The organism is Caulobacter sp. GW821-FHT10C03 (assembly GCF_059415485.1).
The window spans coordinates 90,055-107,712 of the sequence record NZ_JBWKNI010000003.1; the positions used below are offsets into that span (position 1 = coordinate 90,055).

Annotated in this window: 21 protein-coding genes; 11 read left to right on the plus strand and 10 right to left on the minus strand. The window is 70.2% G+C overall.

The annotated features are described in order from the left end of the window. The first annotated feature begins 80 nt into the window (after positions 1-80). Positions 81-722 carry a TetR/AcrR family transcriptional regulator gene (locus tag AC07NG_RS04510; RefSeq protein ID WP_494592462.1) on the plus strand — a complete coding sequence of 214 codons (642 nt, stop codon included), beginning with the start codon at positions 81-83 and terminating at the stop codon, positions 720-722. Positions 723-784: 62 nt separating this feature from the next. Further along, positions 785-988: a hypothetical protein gene (locus AC07NG_RS04515; protein ID WP_110117952.1), complete on the plus strand. Its 204-nt coding sequence runs from the start codon at positions 785-787 to the stop codon at positions 986-988. A 126-nt stretch (positions 989-1,114) separates the two neighbouring features. On the opposite strand, the gene AC07NG_RS04520 is transcribed toward AC07NG_RS04515, so the two are convergent. Continuing rightward, complete coding sequence (locus AC07NG_RS04520) at positions 1,115-2,440, minus strand: oxygenase MpaB family protein (RefSeq protein ID WP_494592464.1); 1,326 nt, start codon at positions 2,438-2,440, stop codon at positions 1,115-1,117. 124 nt (positions 2,441-2,564) lie between these two features. Between AC07NG_RS04520 and AC07NG_RS04525 the strand changes: the two genes are divergently transcribed. Beyond that, positions 2,565-3,164: a TetR/AcrR family transcriptional regulator gene (locus tag AC07NG_RS04525; protein ID WP_494592466.1), complete on the plus strand. Its 600-nt coding sequence runs from the start codon at positions 2,565-2,567 to the stop codon at positions 3,162-3,164. Positions 3,165-3,414: 250 nt separating this feature from the next. Beyond that, a complete protein-coding gene (locus AC07NG_RS04530; RefSeq protein WP_494592468.1) occupies positions 3,415-4,518 on the plus strand; it encodes a YeiH family protein in 1,104 nt (367 codons plus the stop codon). A gap of 114 nt (positions 4,519-4,632) precedes the next feature. On the opposite strand, the gene AC07NG_RS04535 is transcribed toward AC07NG_RS04530, so the two are convergent. Continuing rightward, positions 4,633-5,313, minus strand: coding sequence for an arylesterase (locus AC07NG_RS04535; RefSeq protein ID WP_494592470.1), 681 nt, complete (start codon positions 5,311-5,313; stop codon positions 4,633-4,635). Then, positions 5,300-6,424 carry a D-alanyl-D-alanine carboxypeptidase family protein gene (locus tag AC07NG_RS04540; protein WP_494592472.1) on the minus strand — a complete coding sequence of 375 codons (1,125 nt, stop codon included), beginning with the start codon at positions 6,422-6,424 and terminating at the stop codon, positions 5,300-5,302. The genes AC07NG_RS04535 and AC07NG_RS04540 overlap by 14 nt, the downstream gene beginning before the upstream one ends. A 75-nt stretch (positions 6,425-6,499) precedes the next feature. On the opposite strand from AC07NG_RS04540, the gene AC07NG_RS04545 reads away from it, so the two are divergent. After that, positions 6,500-7,579, plus strand: coding sequence for a L,D-transpeptidase family protein (locus AC07NG_RS04545; protein ID WP_494592474.1), 1,080 nt, complete (start codon positions 6,500-6,502; stop codon positions 7,577-7,579). Positions 7,580-7,765: 186 nt separating this feature from the next. On the opposite strand, the gene AC07NG_RS04550 is transcribed toward AC07NG_RS04545, so the two are convergent. Beyond that, on the minus strand, positions 7,766-8,656 hold the full coding sequence (locus tag AC07NG_RS04550; protein WP_494592476.1) for a branched-chain amino acid aminotransferase: 891 nt from the start codon (positions 8,654-8,656) through the stop codon (positions 7,766-7,768). A gap of 80 nt (positions 8,657-8,736) precedes the next feature. On the opposite strand from AC07NG_RS04550, the gene AC07NG_RS04555 reads away from it, so the two are divergent. The 4 genes from AC07NG_RS04555 (at position 8,737) to AC07NG_RS04570 (ending at position 12,496) form a co-directional block, all read left to right on the plus strand. Further along, the gene (locus tag AC07NG_RS04555) at positions 8,737-9,228 is read left to right on the plus strand and encodes a MarR family winged helix-turn-helix transcriptional regulator (protein ID WP_058349175.1); all 492 of its coding nucleotides are present in this window, start codon (positions 8,737-8,739) and stop codon (positions 9,226-9,228) included. Next, positions 9,225-9,926, plus strand: a complete 702-nt coding sequence (locus AC07NG_RS04560) for a response regulator (protein ID WP_110120606.1) — start codon at positions 9,225-9,227, stop codon at positions 9,924-9,926. The genes AC07NG_RS04555 and AC07NG_RS04560 overlap by 4 nt, the downstream gene beginning before the upstream one ends. A 186-nt stretch (positions 9,927-10,112) precedes the next feature. Then, positions 10,113-11,456 (plus strand): ATP-binding protein, encoded by a 1,344-nt coding sequence (locus AC07NG_RS04565; protein ID WP_494592480.1) that lies wholly within the window; start codon positions 10,113-10,115, stop codon positions 11,454-11,456. Between the two features lie 314 nt (positions 11,457-11,770). Beyond that, on the plus strand, positions 11,771-12,496 hold the full coding sequence (locus AC07NG_RS04570; protein WP_487290465.1) for an NlpC/P60 family protein: 726 nt from the start codon (positions 11,771-11,773) through the stop codon (positions 12,494-12,496). Positions 12,497-12,677: 181 nt separating this feature from the next. Here AC07NG_RS04570 and AC07NG_RS04575 read toward each other — a convergent pair whose 3' ends face one another. The 3 genes from AC07NG_RS04575 to AC07NG_RS04585 form a co-directional block, all read right to left on the minus strand. After that, complete coding sequence (locus AC07NG_RS04575; protein ID WP_110120603.1) at positions 12,678-12,998, minus strand: HigA family addiction module antitoxin; 321 nt, start codon at positions 12,996-12,998, stop codon at positions 12,678-12,680. 26 nt (positions 12,999-13,024) lie between these two features. After that, a complete protein-coding gene (locus AC07NG_RS04580; RefSeq protein ID WP_494592482.1) occupies positions 13,025-13,306 on the minus strand; it encodes a type II toxin-antitoxin system RelE/ParE family toxin in 282 nt (93 codons plus the stop codon). Between the two features lie 140 nt (positions 13,307-13,446). Further along, positions 13,447-13,992: a TetR family transcriptional regulator gene (locus tag AC07NG_RS04585; protein ID WP_492853875.1), complete on the minus strand. Its 546-nt coding sequence runs from the start codon at positions 13,990-13,992 to the stop codon at positions 13,447-13,449. An 81-nt stretch (positions 13,993-14,073) separates the two neighbouring features. Here AC07NG_RS04585 and AC07NG_RS04590 point away from each other — a divergent pair, with 81 nt between their 5' ends. Then, the gene (locus AC07NG_RS04590; RefSeq protein WP_487290467.1) at positions 14,074-14,382 is read left to right on the plus strand and encodes a DUF6881 domain-containing protein; all 309 of its coding nucleotides are present in this window, start codon (positions 14,074-14,076) and stop codon (positions 14,380-14,382) included. A 192-nt stretch (positions 14,383-14,574) separates the two neighbouring features. Here the strand turns inward: AC07NG_RS04590 and AC07NG_RS04595 are convergent, their stop codons facing one another. Further along, positions 14,575-14,874, minus strand: a complete 300-nt coding sequence (locus tag AC07NG_RS04595) for an AzlD family protein (RefSeq protein WP_487290468.1) — start codon at positions 14,872-14,874, stop codon at positions 14,575-14,577. After that, entirely contained in the window at positions 14,871-15,641 is a 771-nt protein-coding gene (locus AC07NG_RS04600; RefSeq protein ID WP_492853874.1) for an AzlC family ABC transporter permease, read from the minus strand. The genes AC07NG_RS04595 and AC07NG_RS04600 overlap by 4 nt, the downstream gene beginning before the upstream one ends. A gap of 141 nt (positions 15,642-15,782) precedes the next feature. On the opposite strand from AC07NG_RS04600, the gene AC07NG_RS04605 reads away from it, so the two are divergent. Further along, a complete protein-coding gene (locus AC07NG_RS04605) occupies positions 15,783-16,241 on the plus strand; it encodes an Lrp/AsnC family transcriptional regulator (RefSeq protein ID WP_110120596.1) in 459 nt (152 codons plus the stop codon). A gap of 142 nt (positions 16,242-16,383) precedes the next feature. Here the strand turns inward: AC07NG_RS04605 and AC07NG_RS04610 are convergent, their stop codons facing one another. Next, the gene (locus AC07NG_RS04610; RefSeq protein ID WP_494592486.1) at positions 16,384-17,508 is read right to left on the minus strand and encodes an NADH:flavin oxidoreductase/NADH oxidase; all 1,125 of its coding nucleotides are present in this window, start codon (positions 17,506-17,508) and stop codon (positions 16,384-16,386) included. Positions 17,509-17,658 lie beyond the last annotated feature (150 nt).

The window sequence follows — 17,658 nt, forward strand, 5'->3', positions numbered from 1 at the left end:
CTATCATCGATCGGTGATAAGTAATCACTGATCGATTATTGTGGGTTGTCAAGCCGGCCCCGCTGCGGAAAGGAGGGACGATGACCGCGCCGAAGATCCGTTCCCCCCGCAAACCCAAGGGACAGGGCGCCGAACGACGCGAGGAGATCCTGGACGCGGCCCTGCGGCTGTTCAGCGAGAAGGGCCTGCACGCGGTCTCGACCCGCCAGATCGCCGAGGCCACCGGCGTCTCGCAGCCGGCCCTCTACGCCTATTTCGCCACCAAGGACGACATCACCGCCGAACTGTGCGTGCGGGCCTTCGCCACCCTGGTGTCGCGGATGGAGGAGGCGCGGGCCAGCTTCAAGCCCACGGCCGAATGCTTCGAGCGGGCGTTGCGGGTCTATGTCGATTTCGGCCTGGAGGAGCCCGACGCCTATCGCGTGGCCTTCATGGTCGAGAAGGGCCTGGACGGCTCCTACAAGGAGCGGGTCGGCGACCGGCCGATGATGGCGGGCATCGGCGCCTTCCAGCGTTTCGCTGAGATCGTGGGCGAGATGCGCGACGCGGGCCTGACCCATGACGACGACATCCAGAGCATGACCCAGACCCTGTGGGCGGGCCTGCACGGCCTCGTTTCGCTGCTGATCGCCCGCGCCGACTTCCCGTGGGTCGAGCGCGAGGTGCTGATCGCCTGCCACATCGCCCTGCTGCGGCGGGGAACCTTGAAAGACGTCCGTTGAACTGAGGCGGGTGCGGGCCTACATCGGCGGGCTCCCGATCTCTCCCGACGAAAGACGCCTCGATGGCCAAGCTGCAGCCCCTGGAAACCTTCTCCCTGCAGGAAACCGAAGACGGCTACCGCCTGCTGGTCTCGGCCGTCGGCGGCGACGCCATCTACGTCTCGATCACCTCCGAGCAGATGGACGAGATCATCGACAGCCTGGACACCGCGCTGACGGGCGATGAGGAGACGGCGGGCGAAGGCGACTTCGACGACGCGGATTAGCTCGCCTGACGGCGAGCCCCCTCCGGCCCTTCGGGCCACCTCCCCCAGAGGGGGAGGATCTAGTCCGAGCAGATGCTCCCCCTTTGGGGGAGCTGTCGCGGAGCGACTGAGGGAGCCGCGCAGCGGTCAGGCCGCCGCCGCCCGCGCATTGGTCGGCCGGTAGTTCGCCGCATCGGTGGTGAACTCGGCGTGGCCGTAGCGCTTGAGCAGGCTGCGCATCCGGCGGACCAGCGCGGCGTCGGCCAATTCCCTCACCCCCGGCACATGATCCGCCAGCTCGAAGGCCTTCATCTGCAGGGTGACCAGCAGGGCCACGATGATGAAAACGACCTCGTCGGCCGGACCCACCTCGATCCCCATGCTCGCCGCGCGCTTGCGGTCGCCGCGCAGGAAGTGGCGCAGGAAGAAGGCCTTGGCGAAGCGGCGCTCGATGCGGTCGTGCAGGCGGTTGGCCGGGCTTTCGTCGGGCGGCAGATAGGCGCCCAGGGTGGCGCGGATCAGCGCGCCGCAGGTCTCGTCGTCGAAGCCCTGGCGCAGGGTGCTGTCGCGGGCGGTCATCATCCGCACCACGCCCTCGGGCGTGTCGGCCAGCAGGTCTTCCGGCAGGCCCAGCAGGAAGCAGCGGTAGCGGCTCAGTTCCACCTTGGCCCGCTCGGCCGGCGTGAACTGGCGGCGGCCCTTGCGCAGCATCTGGAACGACATCAGGAACACCGGGATCAGGCCGGCCGGCATCTGGTCGACCTGCGGGATCGGCACGCCGTAGACCTCCGAGTTCCAGCGGCCCGAGCGCAGGGCGTTGAAGCGCACCATCGAGTGCATCAGCCGCACCATGGCGGCGGCCTTGAAGCCCTCGCCGTGCGGCTCCAGCGCGCCGGGCAGGATGGTGGTGGCGAAGAAGGCGGCCGTCTCGTTGACCCGCTTGGCGGCGGTCTCGGCGCCCAGGGTTCCGGTCAGGGCCATGGGCAGGGCCGAGTACTTGTTGAGAAAGGTGGCCACGAACGCCCCGCGGATGGCGAAGGGGGCGAGGAACGCGGCGGCGGTGCGCTCCAGCCGCTGGCCCTCGCGCACCAGGTCCATGTCTATCCAGTCGGGCGTCGCGGCCATCTCGGCGACGAAGGCGGCCAGTTCGGGGGGCGCGTCCGGCACGGCCTCGATCCCCTGGTCGCAGGCGGTGGTCAGCATGTCGATCAGCCGGCGAAAGCCGTACTGCGGGATCAGGGCGGCGTAGGCGTCGGCGACGATGTCGCCCAGCATGGTGTAGGCGCGGACGCGGTCGAGGTCGTCCTGGGTGACGCTGACGCCCAGCGGGTTGCGGTCGCGGGCGACGGCGAAGCTCGGATCCTCGGTGAAGCGCTCGGGCGTGCGGTCGAAATCGATCTGGCCGTAGAAGCCCGGCAGGCGGGTCTTCTGCGAGGCGACGCGGGCGCGGACGTCTTCGATGGGACGGATCATCGGGGCTCCTTCCGATCCGTCGATACCGGCGGACCTGTTCTCGGGCTCAAGCGTATGTAAGCATTGCTCATGTTCCTACTCGCCTTGTCCGAAGGCGGGGCGCGCGTGTGAGGAGGCTCTGCAAGTGCCTGAAAAGCAACGCCGATCACCCAGCCAGGGGCGCGCCCAGGCCACGGTGGACGCCATTCTCGACGCGGCCTTTCAGCTTCTGGAGAGCGGCGGACCCGAGCGTTTGACCACCAATCACGTGGCCGAACGGGCGGGGGTCAGCGTCGGCACGGTCTACCAGTACTTCGCCGACAAGCAGGATATCCTGGCGGCCCTGGCCCAGCGGCGGACCAGCGCGGTGCGCGACGCGATCGCGCAGACCCTGATCGAACGGCCGGACCTGGGCAGCGTGCGGCCGATCGTGCGGGCGCTGATGAACGGCTTCGAGGGCTCGCCGGCCACGCGCCAGGCTCTGCTGGGGGCCATGTTCCATCGCGGCGACGCGGTGCTGGAGCAGCATCACCAGGCCTTCCTCGCCTCGATCGCCGGCAAGGCCCGGCTGCAGATCGACCTGACCCCGGAGTCGGCCTTCGTCCTGACCCACGCCGCCGTCGGCCTGCTGCGCGCGGCGGCGGCCGAGCCGGGCCTGGCGCTGGATCCGCAGGCCCTGGAGGACGAACTGGTGCGGTTGATGGAGGCCTATATCTCGGCGCTGGTGGCGGTGAAGCGCAACTGATCCCTCTCCCCTTGCGGGAGAGGGTGGCCTCCCGGAGGGAGGTCGGGTGAGGGGTCTCTCCAAACTCAAAGCGCGTACGGCGGATAGGCTGGGCGAGGCGACAGCCGTTTGAGAGACCCCTCATCCGTCGCCTTTCGGCGACACCTTCTCCCGCAAGGGGAGAAGGGCTGGAGGGTGATCTTGCCATCCCGGCCATCAGAGCCCAGACGAAAGGCGTCGTCGGCATGGCGACTCGTCAAAGGGCCTGGCGATGAATTCCGATCTCGACACCGACGCGGCCGCCGCGCGGGCGCTGTTCCAATCGCTGGAAGGCATGGAGGGCCTGTCGCGCCCCGAGCCCGCGACCGCCGCCAAGGCGCGGTTCCCCGGCCAGGCGGCGCTGATCAAGCTCTATCCAGGCGTGCTGGTGGCCGGGACCATCGCCCTGGCCTCGACCTGGCTGGCCCAGCACTACGGCGCGCCGGTGATGCTGTTCTCGCTGCTGCTGGGCATGACGTTCCACTTTCTGCACCAGGAGGGGCGCTGCGTTCCGGGCATCGAGTTCTCGTCCAAGGCCATACTGCGGTTCGGCGTTGCCCTGCTGGGCGCCCGGATCACGGCGGGGCAGATCCTGAGCCTGGGCCTGACCCCGATCGTGACAGTGATCGTGGCGGTGGTCTCGACGATCCTGCTGGGGGCGTTCCTGTCCAAGCGGATGGGCCTGCGGCAGGGCTTCGGCGTGCTGTCGGGCGGGGCGGTGGGCATCTGCGGGGCCTCGGCGGCGCTGGCCATCGCGTCCGTCTTGCCGCGCGACAAGGACGGCGAGCGTGACACCATCCTGACCGTGGTGGTGGTCACCACCCTGTCGACCATCGCGATGATCACCTATCCGCTGCTGACGGCGGCCCTGCATCTGGACCAGACCAAGGCCGGGGTGTTCCTGGGGGGCACGATCCACGACGTCGCCCAGGTGGTCGGGGCCGGCTACATGATCTCGCCCCACACCGGCGACGTGGCGACCTATGTGAAGCTGCTGCGCGTCTCGATGCTGCTGCCGGTGGTGTTCGCCATCGCCTTCCTGGCGGCGCGGATGCTGCCGGGCGGCGGGACGGGGGCCAGGCCGCAGCTGCCGCTGTTCCTGGTGGCCTTCGCGGCCTTGGTAGTGGTGAACAGCCTGGGCTGGCTGCCGAAGATCGCGGTCGACGGCGCGGCCGAGATCAGCCGCTGGTGCCTGGTCACGGCGATCGCGGGCCTGGGCATGAAGACCTCGTTCAAGGACGTGATGACCGCCGGCTGGAGGCCCGTGGCGCTGATGGTCGTGGAGACGGCCTGGATCGCCGGGGTGGTGCTGGTGGCGGTGGAGTTCTTCCTTTGATCGCCTGACGGCGACCCCCTCCGGCCCTCCGGGCCACCTCCCCCAGAGGGGGAGGATCTGAGCGCCAAGATGCTCCCCCTCTGGGGGAGCTGTCGGCGAAGCCGACTGAGGGGGTCAGCGCACCGCCACCACCGTCCCCCGCGCCAGGGCCTGGGCCACGACCGGCGCCAGGTTGGCCGCGATCACCCTCGCGCCTTCCGCGTTCGGGTGGATGCCGTCGTTCTGCATGTAGCGGCGCGAGCCGCCGATGCCGGCCAGGAGGTTGGGCAGCAGGGGGACGGCGAAGTCGCGGGCGAGATCGGTGTAGACGGCGTTGAAGCGGCGGGCGTAGTCGGCGCCGAGCAGGGCCGGGGCGTTGACGCCGGCCAGGACGGCGGGGATGCGCCGCTCGCGCAGGCGGGTGAGGATGGCGCGGAGATTGGCCCGCGTCGCCTCGGGGCGCAGGCCTTGCAGCAGGTCGTTGCCGCCCAGGGCCACGACGCAGAGGGTGGTGTCGGCGCCCAACGCCCCTTCGAGGCGGGAGAGACCGCCGGCGCTGGTGTCGCCGTTGCGGCCGGCGGCGCGCACCTGGACGCTGACGCCCCGCGCCGCCAGGGCCGCCTGCAAGCGGGCCGGCATCGCCTCGCCGGGACGCACGCCCAGGCCGGCGGTGATCGAGTCGCCCAGCACGGTGACGATCGGCGGGCGCGGCGGCGCGGCCACGCGCGGCGCCGCCAGGACCGAACTGGCGGGGAGGGCGAAGAGGCCGGCCAAGATCTCGCGCCGGCCGGGCATGTGAGCGTCAGCGAACTTCATGCGTCTTACTTGGGGAGGCTTTCTGGCCGGGTTGAGGCGCAGGCGCCCCCTGATCGAGAGGTTGTGATCCTTCTTGAGGCAGGCTTGAGATCGGCACGCCGGGCAGGGGCGGCTCGCCCGTCCATTCCCAGTGCCAGGGCTCGAACACGTAGTTGACGAAGCCGAAGCGGCCGGCGTTGACCACCAGCCAGCGATAGACGTCCGACCGGGCCATGAAGCGGCGGTTGTCGTCGGCGCTGGAGTCGGGGCCGTAGCCCGGGGCGGCGGCGACGAAGAGGTCGACGGCGAGGCCCGTGCGGTGGGCCGAGCAGATGGTGCGGCTGACGCCCTGGCAGTTGTTGTCGCGGGCGCAGCGGGCGGCGTCGGCGGCCGGGTCGCGGAAGCTGGAGAAGATGGTCAGCACGCGCGGGTCGCGGGCCGAGACCACGCCGTCCTTGCGGGCAGCCTCGACCAGCCGGCGATAGGCGTCCAGCGCGCCGGGCCGCAGATAGGCCGGCTTGCTCCCATAGACCTCGTCGGAACGGGCGGCCGAGAGGCCTGACTGTGCGGGCGCGTTGGGGCATTCGCCGCGGGCGTTGATGGCCGCGAAGGGGCGGGCCAGGGTCCAGCGGGTCTTCATGACGTCGAAGGTGGCCGCATCGAGCACGCCGGTGGGCGCCAGGCGATGGGCCGCCTGCCAGCCGGCCAGGGCGCCGGCGAAGCGGGTCGTGCCGGGGCCGCAGGCGGTGGCCAGCTCGGCGCCGATGCGCGGGGCGTAGATGGTCCAGCCGACCTCCTGCCGGCCGAACGGCGCCCAGCTCATGGTGTTGAGGCTGTCGGCGTTGGCCTGGGCCGCGCCGGGCGGGGCGGAGCCTTCGCAGGTCTCGTCCAGCGGCAGGGGCGCCAGGGGCGCGGCCGGCGGATCGTTGGACGGCACGTATTGCGGGGCGGCCGCGACCGGCTCGTCGGCGCCGTCGCCGGTCGGGGTCTCCGGGGCCGGCGGGGCGCCCGTCGGCCAGAGCAGCCAGGCGCCCGTCCCGACGCAGCCGGCCAGCAGCAGGACGAGCAGGATCGAGCCCAGCCGCCGGCCGCGCCGCCGTTCCCTCGTCCCCCTTCGCCATCGAGCCGCCAAGCGCACCGCCTCCGGAACTTCGCCATGGCTCAAGGCTTGAGACCTGCAAGACGTTCCTCGTGCGTGGAGTATGCGATGCCTTCGACCCTTCGTCTCGCGGCCCTGCTGGCCGGATGCGTCCTGGCGGCGGCCTGCTCGCGTGGGGAGCGGAAGGCCGAGGCGCCGCCGCCGCCCGCAACGGCTCAGGCCCCCCAGTCGTCGAAGGTCGCTTCGGCCGACCGTTCGCCCCTGGCTCAGGCCGTCGAGGCGGCCGGCCCGCAGACCGCGCCGCCGGCCGATCCGTCGATGATCGCGCCTTCCCTGGTGCGGGTGCAGGTGCTGCTCGACCGCGCCCGCTTCTCGCCGGGGTCCATCGACGGGGTCACCGGCACGAACCTGAGGCTGGCCATCGAGGCCTTCCAGCAGGCGCAGGGCCTGAGCGTCGACGGCGAGGTGACGCCCGACCTGTGGAAGGCGCTGATCGAGGCCGACGGCGGCCAGGTGCTGACCGACTACGTGATCACCCAGGAGGACGCCGACGGGCCGTACGCCAAGATGATCCCCAAGGACGACTACGAGGCGATGGCCAGGCTGCCGGCGCTTTCCTACACCAGCCCGCTGGAGGCCCTGGCCGAGCGCTTCCACATGGACGAGGCGCTGCTGCAGGCCCTCAATCCCGGCGCCGACTTCGGCAAGGCCGGGACCCGCATCGCCGTGGCGGCCCTGGGGCCGCGCGAGCTGCCGGCCAAGGTGACGCGGATCGACATCGACAAGGGCGTCGGCCAGGTGCGGGCCTATGACGGTCAGGACAACCTGCTGGCGGTCTATCCGGCCACGGTGGGCAGCACCGAGCGTCCGGCCCCCAGCGGCGAGTGGGCGGTGCGCACCGTGGCGCCGCGCCCGACCTACACCTACGACCCCTCGCGCCTGACCTTCGGCAAGCCCAAGGGCAAGCTGACCATCAAGGCCGGGCCGAACAATCCGGTCGGCTCGACCTGGATCGACCTGACCAAGGACACCTACGGCATCCACGGCACGCCCGATCCGAAACTGGTCAACAAGCGCGCCTCGCACGGCTGCGTGCGCCTGACCAACTGGGACGCGCAGCAGCTGGGGGCGGCGGTGGAGAAGGGAGCCAAGGTGCGGTTCCTGGGCGAGGAGGCGAGGGGGGAGTAGACCCGCTTCGCGGGCCCCCTCCGGCCCTCCGGGCCACCTCCCCCAGAGGGGGAGGATCTAGCAAGACAGATGCTCCCCCTCTGGGGGAGCTGTCGCGAAGCGACTGAGGGGGTCTTCCCCGGCCAAAGAAAAACCCCGAGGCGTCGCCGCCCCGGGGTTCTCGATTTCAAAGCTCGCGACCCAGCCTTACGCCGGCACGACCTCTTCGCGGCGCACGAGGGCCGCATAGGCGTCCATCAGGCTCAGCGACAACTTGCCGGGGGTGAAGGTGAACTCGCCGATCTCGGCGACCGGGGTCACCTCGGCGGCGGTGCCGACGATGAAGCACTCGGTGAAGCCCGAGAGCTCTTCCTTTTCGATGTGGCGCTCGACCACCTCGATCCCCTTGCCCTTGGCGATGTCGATCACCGTGCGGCGGGTGATGCCATCGAGGAAGCAGTCGGGCTTGGGCGTGTGCAGCACGCCGTCCTTGACGAAGAACACGTTGGCGCCGGTCGCCTCGGCCACGTAGCCGCGGTAGTCCAGCATCATCGCGTCGGTGTAGCCGTCCTTCTCCGCGGCGTGCTTGGAGATGGTGCAGATCATGTAGAGGCCGGCGGCCTTGGCGGCGACGGGGGCGGTCTTCGGGTCCGGGCGGTTGTACTTGGCCCAGGTCAGGCGGATGCCCTTGGCCTTCAGCGCCGGGTCGAAATAGCTGGGCCAGTCCCACACGGCGATGGCCACGTGGATCTTGGTCTGCTGGGCCGAGACGCCGATCATCTCGCTGCCGCGCCAGGCGATCGGGCGCACATAGCAGTCCGACAGGCCGTTCTTGGCGGCCGTCGCCTTGCAGGCCTCGTCGATCTCGGCCACCGTGTAGGGGATTTCGAAGTCGAGGATTTCGGCCGACTTGAACAGGCGCTCGGTATGCTCGGTCAGCTTGAAGATCTCGCCGCCGTACATGCGTTCGCCCTCGAACACCGACGAGGCGTAGTGCAGGCCGTGCGTCAATACGTGCACCTTCGCCTCGCGCCAGGGAACGAACTGGCCGTCCAGCCAGATCCATCCGTCGCGATCATCGAAGGGAACGAGAGACATCGGTCCAAGACCTCCTTATTTGGAACCCGGTCCTTAGACGCCCGAGGAGCCGGAAGGTCAAACAAAATGGACGCGCCCGCATGACGCCGCACGCCGATCCCCGCCTGATCCTGCGCGAGGAGGAGCTCGATGGAGGCCTGGAGTTGATTCTCCTGGCCGAGGCGGCGCTGTGGGCGGCGGTCGACGGGGTGCTGGAGACCGAAGGGCCGGGCCTGGGGCGCTCGCACTGGCGCGCGGCCTTCCTGCTGCGCCGGCGTCCGGGCATCGGCGTGCAGGACCTTTCCAAGCTGACCAGCCTGTCGAAACAGGCCGCCAGCAAGACCCTGAGCGACCTGCAGAAGCTGGGCCTGGCCGAGAAGGCCGCCGGTGATCTCGACGCCCGTCGCCGGCCCGCCGTGCTGACCGAGGCCGGCAAGGCCTTCGAGGCCCGGGTCAGCGAGCGCTTGCGGGCGCTCCTGGGTCGTGCGTACCGCACGGGGGGGCTCGATGGCGTGCCCGGCGCGCGGCGCATCCTGGCGGCCCTGGCCGGCCCGCGCCAGGGCGTCGGCGTCAATCGGAGGGAGGCCCTGTGAGCCCCGAGGAAAGACGCGAGCGTCATCTCCTGGTGGTCGATGACGACGACCGCATCCGCGACCTGCTCAAGCAGTTCCTCAGCCGCGCCGGCTTCAGGGTCAGCGCCGCGGCCGACGCCGCCCACGCCGACCGGCTGGTGGCGGTGATGGACTTCGACCTGCTGGTGCTCGACGTGATGATGCCGGGCGAGGACGGGTTCTCGTTCACCAAGCGCCTGCGGGCCAAGGGCGGCGAGATCGGCAAGGTGCCGATCCTGATGCTGACCGCCCGCGACCAGACCGGCGACCGCATCGAGGGCCTGACCCACGGCGCCGACGACTACCTGGCCAAGCCGTTCGAGCCGCAGGAACTGCTGCTGCGCATCGAGTCGATCCTGCGCCGGGCCGCGCCCAAGCCGATCGGCCCGCGCGAGATCGTCATGGGCGACTGCGCCTTCGCCCCCGATCGCGGCGAGCTGACCAGAGCCGGCGTCCCCGTGCGCCTGACCGAGGCCGAGGTCGCCCTGCTGCGCCGCCTGGCCCGCGCCCTGCACGAGCCCGTCGACCGCCTGGAACTGGCCCGCGACACCGCCGACGCCACCGGCCGCGCCGTCGACGTCCAGGTCACCCGCCTGCGCCGCAAGATCGAACCCGACCCCAAGAACCCCCGCTACCTGCAGACCGTGCGCGGGGTGGGCTATCGGCTGGCGCCGGATTGATGGGGATGCAGCCAAATCCTTCTCCCCTTGCGGGAGAAGGTGTCGGCGAAAGCCGACGGATGAGGGGTCTCTCAGAACCCCGACGCTCCGCTCGGCCTCAACGCCGTCGCGGCGGCGCCGTCTATCGACCCCTCACCCGACCTCCTTCGGAGGCCACCCTCTCCCGCAAGGGGAGAGGGGGTTAGAATGCGCCTGCGCACCCGCCTGTTCATTCCGCGCCAGATCAAGCGCTGGCTGCCGACCTCGCTGTTCGGCCGCTCCCTGCTGATCATCGTCCTGCCCGTGGCGGTGATGCAGATCGCCGTCACCTGGGGCTTCTTCGACGCCCACTGGGAGACGGTGAACAGCCGGCTGTCCGAGGGGCTGGCCGGCGACATCGCCTGGGCCGTGGCCACCTATCAGGACGATCCCAGCCCCGCCGCCGTCAAGGCGATGGCCGAGCGGGCCGAGCAGACCATGGACCTGTCGATCGCCCTGCTGAAGGGCCGCGAACTGCCGACGGGCAAGCGGCCGGCGATGTTCGCCTCGCTCGACCGCTCGATGCAGCGGGCGCTGGAGGAGCGGCTGGACGAGCCCTTCTGGTTCGACGCCTCCAACCGCTACGCCGCCCACGTCGAGATCCGGGTGAAGGTCAAGGAAGGCACCCTGCGGATCTTCGCCCCGCGCGACCGCGCCTTCGCCACCCAAGGCCACATCTTCATCCTGTGGATGGTGGTGGCGACCATGCTGCTGACGGCCATCGCCATCCTCTTCATCCGCAACCAGGTGCGGGCCATCGAGCGCCTGGCCGACGCCGCCGACGCCTTCGGACGCGGGGCCGAGCACGAGTTCAAGCCGCACGGCGCGCGCGAGGTGCGCCAGGCGGCCCAGGCCTTCCTGTCCATGAAGGCCCGCATCCAGCGCCATATCGAGCAGCGCACGGCCCTGCTGGCCAGCGTCAGCCACGACCTGCGCACCCCGCTCACCCGCCTGAAGCTGGAGATGGCCCTGGCCGAGCCCGGCCCGCAGGTCGAGGCCATCAAGCGCGATCTCTCCGAAATGGAGCACATGATCGACGAGTACCTGGCCTTCGCCCGGGGGGAGGGCGGCGAGGCCCTTCAGGGCGTGGAACTGGCGCCGCTGATCGCCGGGGTCTGCGCCGGGGCCGAGCGCGGCGGGGCCAGGGTCGAGACGGTGCTGGAGCAGGGGCTGAGCGCCAATCTGCGCCCCAGCGCCTTCAAGCGGGCCCTGACCAACCTGGTGGACAACGCCGCCGCCCACGGCGAGGCCGTCCGCGTCACCCTGGAGCCGCGCCTGACCGGCGGGGTGCTGATCATGGTCGACGACGACGGCCCCGGCATTCCCGAGGACCGCTACGAAGAGGCCTTCAAGCCCTTCAACCGCCTCGACGAGTCGCGGAACCAGAACGAGAAGGGCGTCGGCCTCGGCCTGGCGCTGGCCCGCGACATGGCCCGCGGCCTCGGCGGCGACCTTGTCCTGGAGCGCTCGCCGATGGGCGGGCTGCGGGCGGTGATGCGGCTGCCGGGGTAGGGCGGATCGGACTTCCGGGGCCTCGCATGGTCCTGGCGCCATCGGGACCCTCTTCACCGAGCATCCCCGCGAAGGCGGGGACCCAAGCCGAATCCGCGGATCGCCCGCAGACGCGCCTCATCCTGAAAGTCAGCTTGGGTCCCCGCCTTCGCGGGGAAGGACGGATTGGGGAAGGGGGATCCGGCTGGGGGCGCGACCGTTTCCGACGCAGCGGCGATGTAAGGATTACGGGCAATCCGTGAAATACACTCCATGATTGACTCATGGCGCGGCTTGTCGTTCGGATAACGCCGCTACGCGACGGAGTTGCGGTCATGAAAATCAAGGACATCCAGCAGCAGCTGGCGGCGCGCGGCTATACGCCCGGGCCGATCGACGGGGTGTGGGGACGGGCCACGGTGGCCGCCGTCCGCCGCTTCCAGCTCAAGCACGGGCTCGAGCCCGACGGGGTGGTCGGCCCCCTGACCCTGGCGGCCCTGTTCCAGGGCGCCCCGGCGGTCAACGCCCCCACGCCCCTGACCCTGGCCGATTTCGACGATCCGAGCCTGGTCTGGTTCCAGGAGGCCCGCCGCCTGATCGGCACCCGCGAGAAGCCCGGCCGGGGCGACAATCCCGAGATCATCGACTGGGCTTCCGACCAGGGGCTCAAGAGCATCTACACCGGCGACGACGTGCCCTGGTGCGGCCTCTTCGTCGGCCACTGCGTCTCGGCCACCCTCGACCGCGAACCGACCCCGGCCGGCCTGCTGTCGGCCCGCGCCTGGGAGCGTTTCGGCATCCCCACCGCCCCGACCCCGGGCGCGGTGATGGTGTTCTGGCGCGACGGCCGTGGCAGCGGCAAGGGCCATGTCGGCTTCTACGCCGGCGAGGACGACGGGGCCTATCGCATCCTCGGCGGCAACCAGTCCGACAGCGTCTCCCTGGCCTGGCTGACCAAGGAACGCTTCGTCGCCGCCCGCTGGCCCGCCACCGTGCCGCCCCCCGTCGCCCGCGCGATCAAGGTGGCCCGCAACAGCAGCCTGTCCTGGAACGAGGCTTAGGGCGGAGAGACATTCACCGGCCTGAGCTCATTTTTCACCGAGCATCCCCGCGAAGGCGGGGATCCAAGCCGAGGTGGCGGTCGATCCACGGTCGCGCCTCATCCTGAAATCCAGCTTGGGTCCCCGCCTTCGCGGGGATGCGCGGATTTGAAGATCGCAAATAGCTGAATGTCGATCCGACCTAGGCCGCGACCAGCGGCTGGATCGCTTCCAGGTCGGCGCGGCGCTCGATCACCGTCCGCGACAGGTCGTGCTGGGCCTGCAGGTTCATCCAGAACCGCGCGTCCATGGAAAACACCCGCTCCAGCCGCAGGGCCGTGTCGGGTGTCACGGGCTGGGTCTCGCGGGTCAGGCGCTCGATCCGCGTACGGTCCTTCAGCCCCATGGCCTTGGCCAGCGCGCCGGCGGTCAGGCCCATCGGCGCCATGAAGTCCTCGCGCAGGATCTCGCCGGGGTGCGGCAGGGGCGAGACGAAGTCGAGATCGAGGAAGGTGTCGCTCATCGTTCGTGTCCTTCGCACTCATGCGCTCAGTGATAGTCGCCGAACCAGACGTCTTCCGGTCCGTCGTCGCCCCACCGGAAGGTGATCCGGAACTGGTCGTTGACGCTGACCGACCACTCGCCGGCCCGGTCCCCGTCCAGGGCGTGCAGGCGGTTGCCGGGCGGTATGCGCATCTGCGCCGTCTCGGTGACCGCGTTTAGCTGGGTCAGCACCCGACGGGCTCGCCGCACCAGATCGGCGGGAAAGCCCTTAGGCGAATGTCCCAGGAAGACGGCTTTGGCGGCAACGCTCTTCCAGCTTTGGATCATCGATGTCCGCCATCATGTGTAGCGTAACGCGCTACGAATGTCGAGCAGAATGTAGCGCGGTGCGCTACGACCGCTCGTCGACGAACAAGCTTAACCTTGGCGGGATTTGTAGGGCAATGCTGCGCCCATAGATTGCGCCTCTAGAACCCCGCGCCGACCTTGCCCAACTGCTCGGCCATCTGTTTCAGGCGCTTGTCGAGTTCGGCCATGGTGCGGTTCAGGGCGCCTTCGTCGTCGCGCCAGACCTGCAGGGCGCGGGCCCAGACGGCGGTCATGGCGGCCAGGCGCACCGGCGTGGCGTCGATGCTCGCCGCCTCGAGGATCGCCCGGGCGGTCTTGGGGAAGCGGGCGGCCGAGCGGGGCAGGCCTTCGGCCTTGGCGATGGCGATCAGGGCGTGGCGGTGGGGCTCCATGGCCTCGATGCGGGCCATGGCGGCGTCGAACAGGCGGTCGTGGGCGGCCGCGCCCTCGCCGGCGTCGGCGTTCAGCGCCGCCTGGTCGAAGCGGCGCGACAGGTGGCTGAGCACCTTGGCCTTGCTGTCGGCCCGCGCATAGAGCTCGGCGAACGGCGCGCCGGCGGCGACGGCGATGTCGCGCAGGGCGATCTGCGGCCAGGGACGGTCGGCGGCCAGCGACAGGGCCGCGGCGGCCGCGCGGTCGAGCAGGTCTTCGGCGGGCGTGGTCATGATCAAAGAGATGGCCGTGCGAAGGGGGCATGGCAAGGGCGGGCCTTGCCCCGCGCGGCGCGGCGAGGGAAAGGAGCGGCCATGAGCCTTTCCCACTACCGCTGCGACTGGACCCACGACCACGCCGACGAGCCCGTCACCCTGTTCTACGAGGTCGACGAGGACGGCCGCGTGCTGCGCATGGTCGATGTCTTCCGCGACGGCCGCCGCGAGCGCGACAGCGTCGCCAACTATTTCGGCCCCGAGGCCGACAACCTGACCGACGGCGACTTCTACGAGAGCACCGAAAACCTGCGGGCCGGCTACGAGGCCGTCGAGGGCGACGAGCGGATGTCGCTGATCCAGATCGAGGCGGCCGCGTTCGAGGCCGCCTGGCGTCCGGACGCCTGATCCCCGCCTAGGGCGTATCGACATTCAGCTATTCGCGACCTTCAAATCCGCGCATCCCCGCGAAGGCGGGGACCCAAGCTGGATTTCAGGATGAGGCGCGGCCGTGGGTCGATTGCGACCTCGGCTTGGATCCCCGCCTTCGCGGGGATACTCGGCGAAAAATGAGCTCAGGCCGGTGAATGTCGACCTCGCCTACCCCAGCAGCCACCGTAGCCCGCCCGCCGCGACGATGCCGATCGGCACCACGGCCAGCATCGGCAGGCGCAGGGCCGCGACGAAGGTGATCGCCAGGGCCAGCAGGTCGGCCGGGCGGGGCGAGACGAAGTGCGGGGCGATCACCGCGATCAGCACGCAGCCGGGGGCGGCCTCCATCACCGCCGTGGCGCGCGGCCCAAGCGTGCGGTTGCGCAGCACCAGATAGCCGCCGATCCGGGTCAGGTAGGTGACGCCGGCCATGGCCAGGATGGTCGCAAGGACGGGCAGGGAGATCATGCGGCCGCACCTTCTTCTTCCCGCTGCTCGCCGCCGGCCCACAGCCAGGCGCTCAGCAGTCCGGCCAGGGCGCCGGCCGCCACAGTCCAGGCCCCCGGCGCCAGCAGGTGGCCGCAGGCGGCGACCGCCAGGCTGACCAGCCACGGCCGGGCGGCCGAAAAGCTCTTCCACATGCCGCGCAGCAGCACGAGGAAGATCGCGGGGAAGGCCATGTCGAAGCCCAGGGTCTCGACGTTTCCCAGCACTGGCCCCACCATCGCGCCCAGGGCGGTGAAGACGATCCAGGCCAGCCACATCGGCAGGGCCACGCCCATGTAGTGCGCCAGGCTGAAGGTCCCGCGCGCTTTCGCATCCGCCAGGGCCATGGCCCAGCTCTCGTCGCACATCAGGAACAGGGCCGGCAGCACCCGGCGCTTTGGGAGTTCCTTCAAAAAGGGCGTCAGCGCCGCGCCCATCAGCAGGTGGCGGCTGTTGATCATCAGGGTCACGGCGGCGATCAGCAGCAGGTGCGGCGGCGAGGTCCACAGGCCGATGGCCGCGAACTCCGAGCCGCCGGCGAAGTTCAGGCCCGTCATCAGCGGCGTCTCGGCGACGCTCAGCCCCTTTTGGGCGGCCTGGGCGCCCAGCACCAGGGCGAAGGGTACGAAGCCGGCCGTCACCGGCAGCGAGGCGACCACGCCCCGCCGGAACTCGGGCCAGAGTTCAGAACGCAGTTCGGAGGGCCCGTCGCCAGGCATGGCGGCGGGAGCGCAGGTTTCGATTGTCATGGGCGACCGGGGGAGGAGCGGTTGCGGGAAGGATTGGCAGCCTAGCGCAAACCTCGCGCAATCGGGTTGCGATCATGCTCCCATATGATCAATGATTGGCATCTAGGCGATGCTGATCGCCAGATCCTGGCAGCAGATTCCATGAAGCTCGACGACATCGACCGCCGCATCCTGCGCGAACTGCAGAAGGACGGCCGCATCCAGAACGCCGAGCTGGCCAAGCGCGTCGGCCTGTCGCCCTCGCCCTGCCTGCGGCGGGTGCGGATCCTGGAGGAGTCTGGGATCATCGAGCGCTACGTGGCGGTGATCGACGCGGCCAAGGTGGGCCGGGGCCAGACCTTCTTTACGCGCATCTGGCTGAACTCGCAGAACGAGGACGCCGTCGAGCACTTCGTCGCCGAGATCGACAAGATGCCCGAGGTGGTCGAGTGCTACGTCATGCTCGGCGACTGCGACCTGCTGTTGCGCGTCGTCGCCGCCGACATCGCCGCCTATCGCCGCTTCCAGGCCGACCACCTGACCCGCATCCGCGGCGTGCTCAACGTCAAGACCGACATCCCGGCCCAGACCATGAAGCAGACCTTCGCGGTGCCGCTGTAAGATTCACCTCTCCCATGGGGAGAGGGAGGGGCCCATTGCGCAGCAATGGGAGGGTGAGGGGGTACGCCCTCACCGCTGAAACCCCTCATCCTCCCACGCCTACGGCGTGGGCCCCTCCTTCTCCCTCTGGGAGAAGGGGTAGTTACTCCGCCGCCGCCGCCAGCTCCGCCGCCGGACGATACTTGTCCAGCCAGTGCGCATAGGGCGCGGGCAGGGTCGCCCAGGTGGGGCGCGGAACGCCCAGTTCCTGGGCCAGCTCGTAGGCGTAGTGCGGATTGGCCAGGTGGGCGCGGCCGATCATCACCAGGTCCATCTGCTCCTCGGCCACCAGGCGCTCGGCCAGGCGCGGGGCGTCCAGGCCCCAGGACGAGGCCACCGGCAGGCCGGCCTCCTCGCGCACCCGCCGGGCGATCGGCCCCAGGAACGGCGTCCCCCACGGGATATTGGTGCCCGGGATGGTGAAGCCGACGCTGACGTTCAGCAAGTCGAGGCCCCCGGCCTTCATCCGGCGGGTCAGGTCGATCGACTCGACCAGGGTCTCCTCGTCGTGGCCGTCATATTCCAGCACGCCGAAGCGGGCGGTCAGCGGCAGGTTCTCCGGCCATTCGGCGCGGACGGCCGCCAGGGTCTCTTCCATGAACCGGCCGCGCGCCAGGGCGTCGCCGCCGTACTGGTCGGTGCGGTGGTTGGAGTGACGCGAGAAGAAGCTCTGGGCCAGGTAGCCGTGGGCGAAGTGCAGTTCCAGCCACTCGAAACCGGCCTCGCGGGCGCGGCGGGCGGCGGCGGCGAAGTCGGCCTTCACCCGCTCGATGTCGGCCAGGGTCATCTCGCGCGGAACCTTGGGCAGGCCCTGGCCATAGGCGATGGCCGACGGGGCGATGGTCTCCCAGCCACGCGGATCGCCGCCCTCGATGTGATCATCGCCCTCCCACGGACGGTTGGCGCTGGCCTTGCGGCCGGCGTGGGCGATCTGGATGCCGGGAACGGACCCGGCCGCCTTGATGGCCGCGGCGATCTTGGCGAGACCTTCAGCCTGCTCGTCGGTCCAGATGCCGGTGCAGCCGGGCGAGATGCGGCCCTCGGGCGACACCGCCGTCGCCTCGACGATCACCAGCCCCGCCCCGCCGCGCGCCAGGCCCGCATAGTGCGGCAGGTGCCAGTCGGTCGTGACGCCGTCCTCGGCGCTGTACTGGCACATCGGCGGGATGGCGATGCGGTTGCGAAGGGCGGCGTCCTTCAGGCGGAAGGGCGTGAACAGGGCGGACATGAAGGGCGTGCTCTTTCGGCGGGGAGGAAGGGCGCAGATGAGGGCGCGGGCGGGGCGGCTCAAGGGCGATGGTGGAAAAGCAGCTGTGCCTGTGGGGAACAGGTGGGAAGAAACCTCCCCCTCTGGGGGAGGCGATCGCGTAGCGATCGG

What these genes read in the sequence shown, in the direction of transcription:
- AC07NG_RS04510 (WP_494592462.1), top strand. Translation starts at nt 81, where the DNA reads ATGACCGCGCCGAAGATCCGTTCCCCCCGCAAACCCAAGGGACAGGGC.
- AC07NG_RS04515 (WP_110117952.1), top strand. Translation starts at nt 785, where the DNA reads ATGGCCAAGCTGCAGCCCCTGGAAACCTTCTCCCTGCAGGAAACCGAA.
- AC07NG_RS04520 (WP_494592464.1), bottom strand. Translation starts at nt 2,440, where the DNA reads ATGATCCGTCCCATCGAAGACGTCCGCGCCCGCGTCGCCTCGCAGAAG.
- AC07NG_RS04530 (WP_494592468.1), top strand. Translation starts at nt 3,415, where the DNA reads ATGAATTCCGATCTCGACACCGACGCGGCCGCCGCGCGGGCGCTGTTC.
- AC07NG_RS04535 (WP_494592470.1), bottom strand. Translation starts at nt 5,313, where the DNA reads ATGAAGTTCGCTGACGCTCACATGCCCGGCCGGCGCGAGATCTTGGCC.
- AC07NG_RS04545 (WP_494592474.1), top strand. Translation starts at nt 6,500, where the DNA reads ATGCCTTCGACCCTTCGTCTCGCGGCCCTGCTGGCCGGATGCGTCCTG.
- AC07NG_RS04550 (WP_494592476.1), bottom strand. Translation starts at nt 8,656, where the DNA reads ATGTCTCTCGTTCCCTTCGATGATCGCGACGGATGGATCTGGCTGGAC.
- AC07NG_RS04555 (WP_058349175.1), top strand. Translation starts at nt 8,737, where the DNA reads ATGACGCCGCACGCCGATCCCCGCCTGATCCTGCGCGAGGAGGAGCTC.
- AC07NG_RS04565 (WP_494592480.1), top strand. Translation starts at nt 10,113, where the DNA reads ATGCGCCTGCGCACCCGCCTGTTCATTCCGCGCCAGATCAAGCGCTGG.
- AC07NG_RS04570 (WP_487290465.1), top strand. Translation starts at nt 11,771, where the DNA reads ATGAAAATCAAGGACATCCAGCAGCAGCTGGCGGCGCGCGGCTATACG.
- AC07NG_RS04575 (WP_110120603.1), bottom strand. Translation starts at nt 12,998, where the DNA reads ATGAGCGACACCTTCCTCGATCTCGACTTCGTCTCGCCCCTGCCGCAC.
- AC07NG_RS04580 (WP_494592482.1), bottom strand. Translation starts at nt 13,306, where the DNA reads ATGATCCAAAGCTGGAAGAGCGTTGCCGCCAAAGCCGTCTTCCTGGGA.
- AC07NG_RS04585 (WP_492853875.1), bottom strand. Translation starts at nt 13,992, where the DNA reads ATGACCACGCCCGCCGAAGACCTGCTCGACCGCGCGGCCGCCGCGGCC.
- AC07NG_RS04590 (WP_487290467.1), top strand. Translation starts at nt 14,074, where the DNA reads ATGAGCCTTTCCCACTACCGCTGCGACTGGACCCACGACCACGCCGAC.
- AC07NG_RS04595 (WP_487290468.1), bottom strand. Translation starts at nt 14,874, where the DNA reads ATGATCTCCCTGCCCGTCCTTGCGACCATCCTGGCCATGGCCGGCGTC.
- AC07NG_RS04600 (WP_492853874.1), bottom strand. Translation starts at nt 15,641, where the DNA reads ATGACAATCGAAACCTGCGCTCCCGCCGCCATGCCTGGCGACGGGCCC.
- AC07NG_RS04605 (WP_110120596.1), top strand. Translation starts at nt 15,783, where the DNA reads ATGAAGCTCGACGACATCGACCGCCGCATCCTGCGCGAACTGCAGAAG.
- AC07NG_RS04610 (WP_494592486.1), bottom strand. Translation starts at nt 17,508, where the DNA reads ATGTCCGCCCTGTTCACGCCCTTCCGCCTGAAGGACGCCGCCCTTCGC.